Origin of the sequence: Cellulomonas taurus, from assembly GCF_012931845.1 — a bacterium.
GTDB classification, from domain to species: domain Bacteria; phylum Actinomycetota; class Actinomycetes; order Actinomycetales; family Cellulomonadaceae; genus Cellulomonas; species Cellulomonas taurus.
Window position 1 is genome coordinate 489703 of sequence record NZ_CP051884.1, and the last position, 15061, is coordinate 504763.

Here is a 15061-nt window from a genome sequence, read left to right on the forward strand (position 1 = left end):
TGACCCGAAGCTGTGAGAAAGCTGTAGATCGTCAGTCGTCGGCGACGATGGACAGCACGTTCCCGGCCGGGTCGGTGAACCACGCGATCAGCGGACCTCCGCCGCGGAACACCCCGTCCTCGTCGGTCTCGGTCGGCGTGCCGCGGTAGTGCTCGAAGGTCACTCCCCGGTCGCGCAGCTCGGCGACCGTGCCGGGCACGTCGGCGACCCGGAAGTTCAGCACGGTGTACTCGGCCGGCCGGTGCGCGGGGCCCTTGGGGTAGAGCAGCACCTCGGCGCCGGTGCCCAGGCGCAGCCAGAGCAGGCCGTTCACCGGCCTCGTCTCCAGGCCGAGCACGTCGCCGTAGAACCGCTGGGCGGCGTCGATGTCGTCCACCGAGTAACCGCTGAACGGATTGCTGAGATCGGCCATGTCCGCACCCCTGGTCGCCGGTGGCCACCACGTCGTGGCCGACAGCTCCAGGATGCGACACGACGACGCCCCCCGCCCACCGAGGACGAGGGGCGTCGTGGCGTGCCGACTCAGACGTGGACCGCCGTCTCCGGCCACAGGGAGTCGTAGTCCTGGCCGGTGAGCTGCTGCACCACGGTGCGGGTCTCCGGGTCGACATCCGCCTTCGCGCCACCCGACTGCAGGCGGTCGATCTCGGCGCGCAGCACCGCGTGGGTGCCGGAGTTGAGGTACACGAACCGCGAGCAGATGAAGGCGGCGACGATCAGCGCCATCGGCAGCAGGACGGTGACGGCGGCGATCGCGTGCTGGGCGCCGGAGCTCTGCACCAGCGGGCAGGAGTCGGTGCAGGCCAGGTCGAGCTGGACGCCACCGGCCGAGCCGGGCTTGAGGAAGCCGCCGAGGTCGAGCAGCCAGGACACCAGCAGGGTGGAGACCGCGCCGGTGGACTTGCGGCCGAAGGTCATCACCGCGGCGTAGATGCCGGAGCGGTCCTCGCGGGTCATGATCCGGTCCACGTCCGGGATGAACGGGAACACGTTCCACGGCGTGAACTCCAGGATCGAGCGGCCCGCCTGGTAGCAGACGCCGACGATCACCATCAGGGTGATGACCGACGTCGGCTGGATCAGGTAGATCGCCCCGATCGACAGCAGGCAGGCGATGATGATGCTGAACGAGGTCGCCCACAGGAAGCGCGGCCCCTTGCGCACCATCAGGAACCCGGCGGCGACGGTGACCGGCAGGCCGACGATGGACAGCGCCTGCAGGGTCAGCCCGAAGGACTCGGTGCCGTTCAGCGCGTAGACCACGAAGAACGTCAGCGCGGACGCGAACACGTCCTTGCCGGTGAAGGACAGCAGGTACACCGCCAGGTGCTTGCGGAAGCTGGAGTTGCGGAAGGTCGAGCCGAAGTCCGCGAGGTTCTGCCGCAGCGCGGCCATCGGGGTCAGGCGGGGCTTGGCGTCCAGCTCGGCGACGAACTCGCGGGTCAGCGGCCGTTCCCAGGTGGTGAAGTAGGTGATGGCGACGGCGGCGGCGAACAGCACCGAGAAGATCAGACCGGTGATCAGGTACGCGTCCGGGTTGTCGGTCGCCTTGATCCGGGCCGGGATGAAGAACACCAGGAAGGTGCCCAGGGCGGACAGGAACATCCGCGCCGAGCTGAGCTTGGTGCGCGCGGTGTAGTCGTCGGACATCTCGGTCGGCAGCGTCTCCCAGGGGATCAGGATGACGGCCATCACGATCTCGACCAGCAGGTAGACCCCGAGGTAGTACCAGAAGCCCTGGTGGGAGATCCACAGCAGCGGGAAGACCACCAGCAGCGCCGGAATGCCGGCCAGCAGGAAGAAGTGCCGCCGTCCGAACCGGCGGCCGAGCCGGGTGCGGTAGAAGTTGTCGGTCAACGGGCCGATCAACAGGGAGGCCACCGCGTCGACGATCCGGGCGATGAACAGGATCGTGCCCGCCTCCACCGCCGTGACGTTGCCGTAGGTGGTGAAGAAGTACAGCATCAGCCCGCTGATGATGGTGTTCCAGCCACCGCCCATCAGGTCGAGCACACCGAAGCCGACGGCGCGGGCCAGGGTGATCGGTTTCGGCGTGTATACCCGCCGGGTGGTGAGGTCGTCAGACGTCGTCATCGTGCACCTTTGCTGATCAGGGGGTCGTCGAACGGCTGGTCGTGATCACTGCGCGGCGTAGGCCTGGACCGGCAGCCGGTACGCCAGGTCGGTCGCCGTGTCGATGGCCTCGTCCAGGTCGAGGCGGTGTTCGGCCACCAGGCGGGCCAGATAGCCCGCGTCCACCCGGCGGGCCAGGTCGTGTCGGGCCGGGATGGAGCAGAACGCGCGGGTGTCGTCGACGAACCCGCTGACGTTGGCGAAGCCGGCGGTCTCGGTGACCGCCTCCCGGAACCGGCGCATCGCGTCCGGGGCGTCCAGGAACCACCATGGCGCGCCGACCCGCAGCGACGGGTAGGCACCGGCCAGCGGAGCGAGCTCCCGCGAGAAGGTGTCCTCGTCGATGGTGAAGGCGATCATCCGGAAGCCCGGGTGGTGACCGAAGGCGTCCAGCACCGGGCGCAGCGCTTCGGTGAACTCCACCGCGACCGGGATGTCGTAGCCCCGGTCGGCGCCGAACCGCGCGGTCTGGGCGCTCGCGTGCCCCCGGCACACCCCGGGATGCAGCTGCATCACCAGGTGGTCGTCGGCGGCCATCGTGGCGAGCTGGAAGAGCATGTGGGCGGTGAAGGCGTCGCGCTCGGCGGTGCTGACGCTCGCCCCGCGCATCGCCCGGTCCCAGAGTGCGGCGGCGTCGGCGGCGTCCATCGGGGTGGTGTCGGCCAGGAAGGGGCCGTGGTCGGTGGCCAGCGCACCGGCCCGCTTGAACCGTTCGCGCTGGGCGCGCAGGGCGTCGAGGTAGGCGGCGTAGGAGGTCGGGTCGATCCCGGCGGCCTGGCCGAGTCTCTGGACGTCGGCGGCGAAGGTGGGCGAGTCGACGGCGAGCACCGGGTCCGGTCGCCAGGTGGGCCGGATCCGGTCGCCCCACCCCTGTTCGCGCAGGGTGGCGTGGTCGTCCAGGGTGGCCCAGGCCGGGTCGGTGGTGGCGATGGTCTCGATCCGGAACCGGTCGAGCAGGGCGCGCGGGCGGAACGACTCCTCGGCCATCACCGCGGCGATCCGGTCGTAGATCGCGTCGGCGGTGTCCGGACCCGGGCGTTCGGTGACCCCGAAGATCTCCACCAGCTCGGTCTCGATCCAGAACCGGGTCGGGGTGCCGCGGAAGTGCCGCCAGCCGGCGCAGAACCGCCGCCAGATCTGCCGCGGGTCGGTCTCGGCGGGGGCGCTGCCGTCCAGGGCGGGGATCCCCAGCTCGGGGAGCGTCGCGCCTTGGGAGACCAGCATCCGGATCAGGTAGTGGTCGGGCACCACGAGCAGATCGGCGGGGTCGGAGAACGCGGTGTCCTGGGCGAACCACTCCACCGGGACGTGACCGTGCATGGAGACCACGGGCAGGCCGGCGACCGCCTGGTAGATCTCCCGGGCGATCGGCCGGGTGGTCGGGTCGGCGGGAAGCGCACGGTCCGGGTGCAGGGTCCAGGTCATCGTCAGGTCCGCTCCTCATCCAGCGAATGCAAACGATTGCATTCGTCCCATTCCCGACGTTCGTTGTCGGACACGACGATGAAAGCGCACAGAATGGCGTCCCGATGTGACGTAGGTCCCATCGCAAAGGCGCTGGGTTCGCCATAGTTGTGCAAACGTCAGCATCAGGAGGGGAGCACCGTGGCCGTCACCATCCACCAGGTCGCCGCCGCGGCGGGCGTCTCGCCCGGGACCGTCTCCCGCGCGCTGACCAGGCCGGAGAAGGTCGCCGCGCCGACCCGTGACCGGGTGCTCTCCGCCGTCCGCGCCCTCGGCTACGTGCCGAACCGAGCCGCCAGCGCCCTGCGAGCCGGGCGGACCCGGACCATCGGCCTGGTGGTGCCGGACATCGCCAACCCGTACTTCGCCGCGCTGACCAAGGGCGTCGCCGACCGGGCACGCGATCACGACCTGACCGTCTTCGTGGTGGACGCCGACGAGGACCCGTCGATGGAGAGCGAACGCACCCGAGCGGTGATCGCCCAGGCCGACGGCATCGTGCTCTGTTCCCCGCGCGCCCCCGCCGAGGAGGTCGTCGTCCCGACGTCGGTCCCCGTGGTGGTCGTGAACAACGAGCTCGCCGGTGCCACCTGCCTGGCATCGGACGCCGAGGGCGGGATCGAGCTCGCGCTCGACCACCTGCACGCGCTCGGCCACCGCCGGATCGGCTACGCGGGCGGGCCGGGTCGATCCTGGTCCGACCGGCACCGCCGCCAGGCGCTCGCGGACGCGCGCAGCCGATGGCCCGAGATGGAGCTGATCGAGCTGGGCGGTTTCAGTCCGGACGTGGACGGCGGGATCGCCGCCGGCGGTCTGGTGCTCGCCTCCGGTGCCACCGCGGTGATCGCGTTCAACGACGCCATGGCCGCCGGGCTGATGCGCCGCGCCCGGGAACTGGGCATCGAGGTGCCGAACGCGCTGTCGGTGGTCGGCTTCGACGACACCCCGCTGGCCCGGGTGGTCGAACCGGCGCTCACCAGCGTGCGGACCCGCCCCCGCGAACTCGGCCGGGCCGCCGCCGACGCCCTGGTCGCGCTGTTGTCCGGCGTCGTCGACGGGCCCGACCCGGTGCCGGTGCCCGCCGAGCTCACCGTCCGCGCCTCCACCGCCCCCGAACCCTCCCTGCTGTCCCGCTACCCCCGATCCTGAGGAGATCCCCGTGTCGCACGACCTGCCCCGACTGGGTGCCACCACTCCACTGCCCGACGGCGTGACCGGACCCCGGGTGCTGCCCGAGTCGGTCGGCATCGTGCACCTGGGCTGGGGTGCGTTCCACCGGGCGCACCAGGCGGTCTACACCGAGGACGCGATGGCGCTCGGCGGCGACCGGAGCTGGGGCATCCTCGGCGACGTGGAACGCACCCCGGTGCTGGTCCCGGCGCTGCGCGAGCAGGACGGCCGCTACACCGTCCTCACCAGCGGGGTCGACGACGACGGCACCGTGGTCCGCACCGCTCGGGTGATCGGCTCGGTGGTCGACGTCGCCTACCCCGGCGACGAGACACCGCGGCTGCTGGCCGCGATGGCCGCCGACAGCACCCGGCTGATCACGCTGACCGTGACCGAGAAGGGTTACACCCGCACCGCCGACGGGCACCTGGACCTCCCGCAGGTCGCGGCGGACGTCACCGCCTTCACCGCCGCACTGCGCGGCGAGGCCGACCCGGTCGCCGCCGTCTCCGCGATCGGCCTGCTGGTGCGTGGCCTGCTCGCCCGGTTCCACGCCGGGGGCTCGCCGGTCACGGTGCTGTCCTGCGACAACATCCCGCACAACGGCCGGGTGCTGTGGTCGGTGGTGGACGAGTTCATCGCGGCGGCCGACACCGACACCGACGCCTTCCGGTCCTGGCTGGCGGACAGCACCACCTGGCCGTCCTCGATGGTGGACCGGATCACCCCGGCCGCCACCGACGCCACTCGGGCCGAGATAGCCGCGGTGCTCGGTGCCCGGGACGAGGCGGGCATCCTGGCCGAGCCGTTCAGCCAGTGGGTGATCGAGGACCGGTTCGCCGCCGGGCGTCCCGCCTGGGAGCTGGCCGGTGCCGAGTTCACCACCGACGTCACCGCCTGGGAGAACGCCAAGCTGTTCATGCTGAACGGCACGCACTCGCTGATCGCCTACGCCGCACGCCTGCTCGGGCACACGACGATGGCCGACGCGGTGGGCGACCCGCGGATCGCCACGGCGGCGCGGGAGTACATGATGCGCGACGCGCTGCCGACGCTGACGGTGCCGGAGGGTGCCGACCTGGCGGAGTACGGCGAGGGCCTGCTGCGCCGGTTCGCCAACCCGGCCACCGGCCACACCACGACCCAGGTCTCCACCGACGGCAGTCAGAAGCTGCCGATCCGGTGGGGCCGGGTGGTCGCCGACTCCCTGGCCGCCGGCCGGGTGCCGCGGGGCGTGGCCTTCGGGCTGGCGGCCTGGAGCGAGTTCGTGCGCCGGGCGGTGCGGGACGGGATCGACCTGGGCGACCCGGCCGGTGCCGAGACCCTCACCGCGACCGTGCGCGCCGCTGTGTCGTCATCCACCGCGGCACCGGAGGACCTGGCCGCGACCCTGATCGCGCTGCCCGGCCTGCTGCCCGACGGCGCGGGGACCGACCCCGGCCTGGTGGCCGCCGTGGTCGCACAGGTCCGCGCGCTGACCGCCGTCGGCGACGACGTCATCTGATCCACCGACCCCCACCGAGAGGCACCCCATGAAGATCGGATTCCGCTGGTACGGCGAGGGCAACGACACCGTCGCCCTGGACGACATCCGGCAGATCCCCGGCGTCGAGACCATCGTCTGGTCGCTGCACCACAAGCAGGCGGGCGAGGCATGGTCCGAGGCCGAGATCGCCGCCGAGCTCGCCACCATCACCGAGCTGAACGAGCAGCACCGCGCGCGCGGCATCACGAAGACCTTCGACGGCGACGTGGTCGAGTCGGTGAACGTGCACGAGTCGATCAAGCTCGGGCGCACGGTGCTCGGGATGAGCCGGGACCAGGCGATCGAGAACTACATCGTCACGCTGGAACGGCTGGGCCGGGCCGGGGTGAAGGTGGTCTGCTACAACTTCATGCCGGTCTTCGACTGGCTGCGCACCGACCTGTGGCACCCGCTGCCCGACGGGTCCACCGCCCTGTTCTACGAGCAGGCGGTGGTCGACCAGCTCACGCCGGAGAAGCTGATCGCCGACATGCAGGCCAACTCCGGCGGGCTGACCCTGCCCGGTTGGGAGCCGGAGCGGCTGGCGTCCTTCACCGAGCTGGCCGACGCCTATGTCGGCGTCACCCGGGACGACATGTACGAGCGCTACCGGTACTTCCTGGACGCGATCATGCCGACCTGCGAGCAGTACGACGTGAAGATGGGCGTGCACCCGGACGACCCGGCCTTCGACCTGTTCGGCTGGCCCCGGGTGGTGTCCACCAAGGCGGATCTGGAGCGGGTGCTCTCCCTGCACGACAGCCCGCACCACGGCCTGACCCTCTGCCTGGGCAGCTTCTCCTCCAACCCGGGCGCGGACGCGGTCGACGCCGTGCGCACCTTCATGGACCGGATCCACTTCTCCCACGTCCGGAACATCAAGCACCTCGGCGGCGGCGACTTCACCGAGGTCGCTCACCGGGCCTGCGAGGGGTCGGTGGACACGGTCGGGATCATGCGGGCCTACGCCGAGGCCGGGTACACCGGGTACATCCGGCCGGACCACGGCCGGCACCTGTGGGATGAGAACACCACCAACAAGCCGCGGCCCGGTTACGGGCTGTACGACCGGGCGCTGGGCATCCAGTACCTGCTGGGGGCGTGGGACTCCGCGCGCTACGGCAGCTGAGCCGATCCACGGACGAGCGCTGTCAGGGTCGTGCACGTTCGGTGTGCACGACCCTGCGGCGCGCTGGGAGTCCGCGTCGTCGCCTACCGTGATCGCCATGACCTCCGTCCAGACACCGCCGCCCGCCCCCGTGCGGACCTTCGGTGCGTCCCGGTCCACCGCGGTGGCCTGGACCGTGCTGGTGACATTGGTGGCGGCGCTCGGGGTGATCGGCTGCTGGCGGCTGTTCGTGGCCACCGAGCACGGCCAGGCGGTGGATCAGGCATCGCTGGAAGGTGCGCACATCGGCCAGGGTCGGCTGTGGCAGGTCGCCGAGCCGGTGCTGGACGTGGTTTCGGTCGGGTTCATCGTCGGTGCCGTGCTGTTCTGCGGGGCGATCGCCCTGATCCGCCGCCGCTGGTCGCTGGCCATCGCTGCCACCCTGGTGCTGGGCGGTGCGAACCTGAGCACCCAGTTCCTGAAGAAGATGGTCTGGGACCGGCCCGACTGGGGTCACGGTCCGGACTTCAACACCCTGCCCAGCGGGCACACCACCGCCGCCGCCTCGGTGGCTGTGGCGGTGCTGCTGGTCGTCCCGCCGCGGGCCCGGGCCTGGGTCGCGGTGCTCGGTGCCGGGTACGCCGGGGCGACCGGGATCTCCACCCTGGTCGGCCAGTGGCACCGGCCCTCCGACGTGATCGCCGCGGTGCTGGTGGTGCTCGCCTGGGGTGCGCTGGCCTGCCTGGTGCCGGCGGTGGGGTCACGGGATCAGCGCGGCACGCCGACCGCCGCGGTCCCGACGGTCACCCGTCGACCGGTCGGCCGGACAGCTGATCGGGTCGCGATCGTCCTGTTGCTGCTGGTCGCGCTGGCAGCCGGGGTCGCCGGAGGACTGGGGCTGATCAGCACCTGGAACTCGGCCGACCCGCTCGCCGACCGCACCTCGCTGTTGACTGCCTACGGTGGTGGGGCGCTGGGCATCGTGGCGGTGACCGCCCTCGCCTTCGCCGTCCTCACCGCCGTCCGCCGCTCAGCGGTGGCGTCCGGGTTGCGGGACGGTCCGTCGTAGAGTGCCCCCGTCGCCCGAGTCCGCTCGGCCGTCCCCGTCACCACAGCCCGTCGTTCTGGTCGTCACAGCAGGGAAGCAGGAAGTTCATGTCCGCAGGTCGCAAGCTGGTCATCGTGGAGTCGCCCGCCAAGGCGCGCACGATCGCCGGGTACCTCGGCGACGACTACGACGTCGAGGCGAGTGTCGGGCACATCCGTGACCTGCCGCAGCCCTCCGAACTCCCCGCGGAGATGAAGAAGGGCCCGTTCGGCAAGTTCGCCGTCGACGTGGACAACGGCTTCGAACCGTTCTACGTGGTCGACGCGGACAAGAAGAAGAAGGTCGCCGAGCTCAAGCGCAAGCTCAAGGACTCCGACGAGCTCTACCTCGCCACCGATGAGGACCGCGAGGGCGAGGCCATCGCCTGGCACCTGCTGCAGGAGCTCAAGCCCAAGGTGCCGGTGAAGCGGATGGTCTTCCACGAGATCACCCGCGAGGCGATCACCCGCGCGCTGGAGAACACCCGCGAGCTGGACGAGCGACTGGTCGACGCCCAGGAGACCCGGCGCATCCTGGACCGGCTGTACGGCTACGAGGTCAGCCCGGTGCTGTGGCGCAAGGTCCGCCAGGGGTTGTCCGCCGGTCGCGTGCAATCGGTGGCCACCCGTCTGGTGGTGGAGCGCGAGCGGGAGCGGATGGCGTTCACCGCCGCCGACTACTGGGATCTGACCGGCACCTTCTCGGTCGAGTCCGCCGACGAGCCGTCCTTCGAGGCCCGCCTGACCCGGATCGGCGACCAGCGGGTCGCCACCGGCCGTGACTTCGGCGACGACGGCATGCTGAAGGCGTCCGCGGGTGCCGTGGTGCACCTGGACGAGGCGGCGGCGACCGGCTGGGTCTCCGCCCTCGACTCCGCGGACTTCGCGGTCAGCGCGCTGGAGTCCAAGCCGAGCACCCGGCGGCCGGCCGCGCCGTTCACCACCTCGACGTTGCAGCAGGAGGCGTCCCGCAAGCTGCGGATGGCCTCCCGGCAGACGATGCGCACCGCGCAGAGCCTGTACGAGAACGGCTACATCACCTACATGCGTACCGACTCGCCGGTGCTGAGCACCCAGGCGATCGACGCGGCCCGGCGGCAGGCCGCCGAGCTGTACGGCGCCGACCACGTGGCCGACAAGCCCCGGGTGTACGCCGCGAAGTCCAAGGGCGCCCAGGAGGCGCACGAGGCGATCCGGCCCGCCGGTGACAACTTCCGCACCCCGGCGCAGGTGGCCCGCGAGCTGTCCGGCGACCAGTTCCGACTGTACGAGCTGATCTGGAAGCGCACCGTCGCCTCGCAGATGGCCGACGCCAAGGTGCAGACCACCACCGTCCGGCTGTCGGCGACCGTGCCCGCACCCGGCACCGGCGAGGCCACCGCCGCGCAGTTCTCCGCCTCCGGCACCGTCATCACCTTCCGCGGCTTCCTGGCCGCCTATGAGGAGGGCCGGGACGTCGAGCGCTACGAGGGCAAGGAGTCCGCCGGCAAGGAGGAGACCCGCCTGCCCCGGATGTCCGAGGGCGACCCGCTGACCGCCGCCGACCTGACCGCCGACGGACACCGGACCTCCCCGCCGCCGCGCTACACCGAGGCCAGCCTGGTCAAGGCGCTGGAGGAGCGGGGCATCGGCCGCCCGTCGACCTACGCCGCCACCATCTCCGTGATCCAGGACCGCGGCTACGTGACCAACCGGGGCCAGGCCCTGGTGCCGACCTGGCTGGCCTTCGCGGTCACCCGGTTGCTGGAGGAGAACTTCGACCGGCTGGTCGACTACGACTTCACCGCCGGGATGGAGCAGGACCTGGACGCCATCGCGGCGGGCACCGAGGACCGGGTGGACTGGTTGACCCGGTTCTACTTCGGCTCCACGGCCGCGGACGGTCCGGATGGTGAGGGCTTGCGCGAGCTGGTCGCGAACCTGGGGGAGATCGACGCCCGCGAGGTGAACTCCATCGACCTCGGCGACGGGCTGACCCTGCGGGTCGGTCGCTACGGGCCGTACATCGAGGACAGTCAGGGCGAGCCCGGGCCGGACGGCAACCCGCGCCGCGCCTCGGTGCCGGACGACATGGCCCCGGACGAGCTGACCGCGGCGAAGGCACGTGAGCTGCTGGAGGCCGAGCCGGAGGGTGACCTGGTGCTCGGCACCGACCCGTCCACCGGCACCACCATCGTCGCCAAGAACGGTCGCTACGGGCCGTACGTGACCGAGCTGCTGCCGGAGCCGGAGCTGGATCCCGGGCTGTCGGCCGCCGCGAAGAAGAAGGCCCTGGCCGCCCAGCCCAAGCCGCGCACCGGTTCGCTGCTGAAGTCGATGTCCTTGAACACCGTCACCCTGGAGGACGCGCTCAAGCTGCTCAGCCTCCCGCGGGTGGTGGGCACGGACCCGGAGACCGGCACCGAGATCACCGCGCAGAACGGTCGCTACGGGCCGTACCTGAAGCGGGGCACCGACTCGCGCACGCTGCCGTCGGAGGAGGCGATCTTCACCACCACGCTGGAGGAGGCGCTGGCGATCTACGCCCAGCCGAAGCGTGGCCGGGGTGCGACCGCCGCGCCGCCGCTGCGTGAGCTGGGCGACGACCCGACCTCGGAGAAGCCGATCGTGGTCAAGGAGGGCCGGTTCGGCGCGTACGTCACCGACGGCACCACCAACCGGACCCTGCCCCGGGACGTCACTCCGGAGACGATCACCCGGGAGCAGGCGATCGAGCTGCTGGCCGACAAGCGCGCGCAGGCGCCGAAGAAGAAGCCGGCCGCCCGCAAGACCACCAGCCGGGCGAAGGCGACCAGCAAGAAGTAGCGCATCACCGAACGCCCCGACCCGCGGGTCGGGGCGTTCGTCGCGTCAGTGGACCGGTCAGCGCGGCGCGGCGATCAGCCAGCCACGGGCCGGGACCATCGCCCGCACCCCGGCCACCGACCCCGCGAGCGGCACCGCCGCCGGGTCGCCCTGCCCGACGCCGTCGTCGGCCGCCGACACCACGAGGACCTCGGCGTCGTCGTCCCCGAGCGGCACGTCCGCGACCGGCTCCGCCGCCAGGTTGAGCGCGACGACCAGGCGCGGCTCCGGTCCGGGACCGGTGTGCCCCTGCGCCACCTGCCGGTACACCAGCAGATCGCCGGTGACGGTCAGCACCTCGGTCCGGGCGGAGGCCAGCCACGGGTGCCGGTGCCGCAGCCCGAGCAGCGCCTGGTGCAGGCGGCGCAGGGCGGTGCCGCCCGGGGCCAGGCCGTGGTCGGGCAGGTCGGCCGGGGAGGCGGGGTACTCCGGCCGGATCGCGTCGTCGCCGCCGATCCGCTCCTCCTTGACCCCGGTCAGCGCCTGCTCGTCCCCGTAGTACACCGCAGGGGTCCCGGCCAGGGTGCTGAGCAGGACCAGGGCGTGCCCGGCGATCCGGGGGTCACCGACCTGGGTGACGATCCGGGTCACGTCGTGGTTGCCGATGAAGGTCCACGGACGGAAGTGCCGCACGAACTCGTCGTGCCGCCCCAGGGTCCAGACCAGCTCGTGCCAGTTGTGGTCGACGATCGAGCTCCAGATCGCCTTCCACAGCTCGTACTGGGTCACGCTGTCGATGCCGGACTCCGCGACGAACCCGGCGTAGTCGCCATGGATCACCTCGCCGAGCAGGTAGGCGTCCGGGTGCCGGTCCCTGACCCGTCGCACCACCTGTGCCCAGAAGGTCGTCGGCACCGCGTACGCGGCGTCCAACCGCCAGCCGTCGATCCCGGCGTCCAGCCAGTGCAGCATCACGTCGGCGATCCAGTCGACCACCCGGGGCGAGTCGTGATTCAGGGTGACCAGCTGGCGGTGGCCCTCGAAGCAGTCCCAGGTCGGGTCGTCGGCGGACCAGTCGATCCGGAACAGCTCGTTGTCCGGGTGCTCGGGTCCGCCCGCCAGCACGGCCTGGAACACCGGGTGCTCGGCGCCGACATGGTTGAACACCCCGTCCAGCAGCACCCGGACGCCGCGCTGGTGGGCGGCGGCGATCAGGGCGTCGAGGTCGGCGCGATCACCCAGGCGCGGGTCGATCCGCAGGTGGTCGACGGTGTCGTAGCCGTGAGTGCTGGCGGCGAAGACCGGGCCGAGCGCCAGCCCGTTCCACCCGGTCTCGACCAGATAGTCCAGCCAGGCGGTGATCCGGGGCAGTCGGTGGGCGGGCTCGGCGGTCGCACCGGTGAAGCCGAGCGGGTACACCTGCCACCAGAGGGCGTCGGCGGGTCGGACGAGGTCGCTGCTCACCCGACCCACCGTAGGCCCGTGACCCGGCTCGTCGCTCAGTGCCCGCGGTGCGGCACCGGCTCCGGCAGCCCGGCCTCGGCGCGGACCCGGCGGCTCAGGCCCTCGATGGAGCGCAGCGCGTCCACCAGCTCCGGTACCCGCACCGTGAACGGCATCGCGTGGATCGTCTCGCCCTCGACCGTCGCCGCCTCGGCGACCCGGGTCAGGTCGTCGACGTCGTCGGTGGTCAGCCCGATCTCGGTCAGGGTGTTCGGCAGCCCGACCCGGGTGGTGAACTCGATGAAGTCCCGCACCTCCTGGGTGGGTGCCCCCTCCAGCACCAACTGGGTCACCGAGCCGATGTTCACCTTCTGCCCGTGGGTCAGCCCGTGGGTCTGCGGCGCGGCGGTCAGCCCGTTGTGGATCGCGTGCGCGGCCGCCAGCCCACCGGACTCGAAGCCCAGGCCGGACAGCAGGGTGTTCGCCTCGATCACCTTCTCCACCGCCGGGGTCACCAGGTGGTCGCGCACCGCGTCGATCGCGGGCAGCGCGTTCTCCCAGAGCGCGTCCCAGGACAGCCGGGCCAGGGCGGTGCCGGTCATCGTCGGCAGCCCTCCGGCCATCGTGGTGGCATCGGTCTTCGCCACCGCGCGGGCCTCGATCCAGGTCGCCAGCGCGTCGCCGACCCCGGCGATCAGGAACTTCACCGGCGCGTTGGCGACCAGCTGGCTGTCCACCAGCACCAGGTCCGGGTTGTGCGGGAAGAACCGGTACTCCTCGAAGGCGCCCTCCTCGGAGTAGATCACCGACAGCGCCGAGCAGGGTGCGTCGGTGGAGGCCACGGTCGGGACCGACACCCACCGGACGCCCGCCAGGTGCCCGGCGGCCTTCACCGCGTCGATCACCGAGCCGCCGCCGACCCCGACCACCACGTCCGCGCCCACCTCACCGATCCGCGCGGCGATGGCGTCGACGGCCTTGGCGGTGGCGTACACCCCGAAGCCGTCCCGGGTCAGCGGCAGCCCCGCCTCGGCGAAGGACGCGGTCACCTGCTCGCCGACGAAGCCCCAGACCACGTCGTCGGCCACCACCAGCGGGGTGCCACCGATCGGCTTGGTCAGCTCGCCGAGCCGGGACAGGGCGCCCCGGCCCTGGGCGTACCGGCCGGGGGAGATGACGGTGCGGATGCTGGACATGCTGCCTCCTCGGATCGCGCCGACGGCGGGCCCGGCATGGTCCGCGCCGACATCCCCACCCTAGGAAGGATCGGTGCCCGCCGCTGGGACTAGGGTCGGTGGCATGACGCTGATCGCAGAGCCGCGCACCGCGCCCGCCCTCCGCTGGGGGATCCTCGGCGCGGGGAACATCGCCGGACACTTCACCGACGCCCTGCACGCCGAGACCGAGTCGAGAGCCGTGGCCGTCGGTTCCCGCAACCGGGACAAGGCAGCCCGTTGGGCAGCCCAGCACGGGGTCGAGACCGTGCACGGCAGCTACGACGCGCTGGTCAACGACCCGCAGGTGGACGTGGTCTACGTCGCCACCCCGCACTCCGAGCACCGCGAGCACGCCCTGCTGGCGATCGCCGCGGGCAAGCACGTGCTGGTGGAGAAGGCCTTCACCCGGAACGCCGCCGAGGCCCGCGAGGTGCTGGACGCAGCCCGGGCCGCCGGGGTGTTCGTGATGGAGGCGATGTGGACCCGGTTCCTGCCGCACGTGCAGGCGCTGCACCAGGTGATCGACTCCGGTGAGATCGGCGAGGTCGTGTCGCTGCTGGCCGACCACGGTCAGGCGTTCCCGCTGGACCCGACCAGCCGGCTGTACGCGCCAGAGCTGGCCGGTGGCGCGCTGCTCGACCTGGGGGTGTACCCGGTCAGCTTCGCCCACGACCTGCTGGGCGTCCCGCGGTCGGTGCACGCCGTGGGCCAGCTGACCGAGACCGGGGTGGACGGCCAGATCGGCATCGTCCTGGACTACGGCGAGCGCACCCAGGCCACGCTGTCCACCACGCTCTGGGCCCGCACCCCGACCACGGCGGCGATCACCGGCACCGACGGTGCGATCACCGTCGAGGGGCCGTTCTACGCGCCGAGCGGCTTCACCGTGCGCCGCAACGACGGCCGGGTGTGGACCTTCGAGCGTCCCACCCCGCACGGCCTGCAGTTCGAGGCGGCCGAGGTGGCCCGGCGGATCAGCGAGGGTGCCACCGAGAGCGAGCGCATCACCTGGGCGAACACCCTCGAGGTGATGACCACGATGGACAGCATCCGCGAGCAGATCGGGCTGCGGTACCCCGGCGAGTGAGTGCCCTGCACGCGGACCCGGTGCCCGATCGGGTCCGCGTGCCT

The 15061-nt window shown here is 71.7% G+C and carries 11 protein-coding genes; 6 read left to right on the plus strand and 5 right to left on the minus strand.

Translation table 11 applies throughout. The features are described from left to right. Positions 1 to 31: 31 nt before the first annotated feature. The 3 genes from HGK68_RS02265 to uxaC form a co-directional block, all read right to left on the minus strand. Positions 32 to 412, minus strand: a complete 381-nt coding sequence (locus HGK68_RS02265) for a VOC family protein (RefSeq protein ID WP_169164498.1) — start codon at positions 410 to 412, stop codon at positions 32 to 34. 110 nt (positions 413 to 522) lie between these two features. Further along, a complete protein-coding gene (locus tag HGK68_RS02270) occupies positions 523 to 2094 on the minus strand; it encodes an MFS transporter (protein ID WP_169164499.1) in 1572 nt (523 codons plus the stop codon). Positions 2095 to 2139: 45 nt separating this feature from the next. Continuing rightward, a complete protein-coding gene (gene uxaC / locus HGK68_RS02275; RefSeq protein WP_206155842.1) occupies positions 2140 to 3564 on the minus strand; it encodes a glucuronate isomerase in 1425 nt (474 codons plus the stop codon). A 174-nt stretch (positions 3565 to 3738) separates the two neighbouring features. On the opposite strand from uxaC, the gene HGK68_RS02280 reads away from it, so the two are divergent. The 5 genes from HGK68_RS02280 (at position 3739) to topA (ending at position 11291) form a co-directional block, all read left to right on the plus strand. Then, positions 3739 to 4746 (plus strand): LacI family DNA-binding transcriptional regulator, encoded by a 1008-nt coding sequence (locus HGK68_RS02280; protein WP_169164501.1) that lies wholly within the window; start codon positions 3739 to 3741, stop codon positions 4744 to 4746. A 10-nt stretch (positions 4747 to 4756) separates the two neighbouring features. After that, positions 4757 to 6271, plus strand: coding sequence for a mannitol dehydrogenase family protein (locus HGK68_RS02285; protein WP_246260516.1), 1515 nt, complete (start codon positions 4757 to 4759; stop codon positions 6269 to 6271). Between the two features lie 28 nt (positions 6272 to 6299). Continuing rightward, positions 6300 to 7421, plus strand: coding sequence for a mannonate dehydratase (gene uxuA, locus HGK68_RS02290; protein WP_169164502.1), 1122 nt, complete (start codon positions 6300 to 6302; stop codon positions 7419 to 7421). A 97-nt stretch (positions 7422 to 7518) separates the two neighbouring features. Continuing rightward, a complete protein-coding gene (locus tag HGK68_RS02295) occupies positions 7519 to 8469 on the plus strand; it encodes a phosphatase PAP2 family protein (protein ID WP_246260518.1) in 951 nt (316 codons plus the stop codon). A gap of 86 nt (positions 8470 to 8555) precedes the next feature. After that, positions 8556 to 11291 carry a type I DNA topoisomerase gene (topA, locus tag HGK68_RS02300; protein WP_169164503.1) on the plus strand — a complete coding sequence of 912 codons (2736 nt, stop codon included), beginning with the start codon at positions 8556 to 8558 and terminating at the stop codon, positions 11289 to 11291. A 57-nt stretch (positions 11292 to 11348) separates the two neighbouring features. Here the strand turns inward: topA and HGK68_RS02305 are convergent, their stop codons facing one another. Both HGK68_RS02305 and HGK68_RS02310 read right to left on the minus strand, forming a co-directional pair. Continuing rightward, on the minus strand, positions 11349 to 12734 hold the full coding sequence (locus HGK68_RS02305) for an alpha-amylase family glycosyl hydrolase (RefSeq protein ID WP_169164504.1): 1386 nt from the start codon (positions 12732 to 12734) through the stop codon (positions 11349 to 11351). 35 nt (positions 12735 to 12769) lie between these two features. Next, entirely contained in the window at positions 12770 to 13909 is a 1140-nt protein-coding gene (locus HGK68_RS02310; RefSeq protein WP_169164505.1) for a glycerol dehydrogenase, read from the minus strand. 103 nt (positions 13910 to 14012) lie between these two features. Here HGK68_RS02310 and HGK68_RS02315 point away from each other — a divergent pair, with 103 nt between their 5' ends. Further along, the gene (locus HGK68_RS02315) at positions 14013 to 15017 is read left to right on the plus strand and encodes a Gfo/Idh/MocA family protein (RefSeq protein ID WP_169164506.1); all 1005 of its coding nucleotides are present in this window, start codon (positions 14013 to 14015) and stop codon (positions 15015 to 15017) included. Positions 15018 to 15061 lie beyond the last annotated feature (44 nt).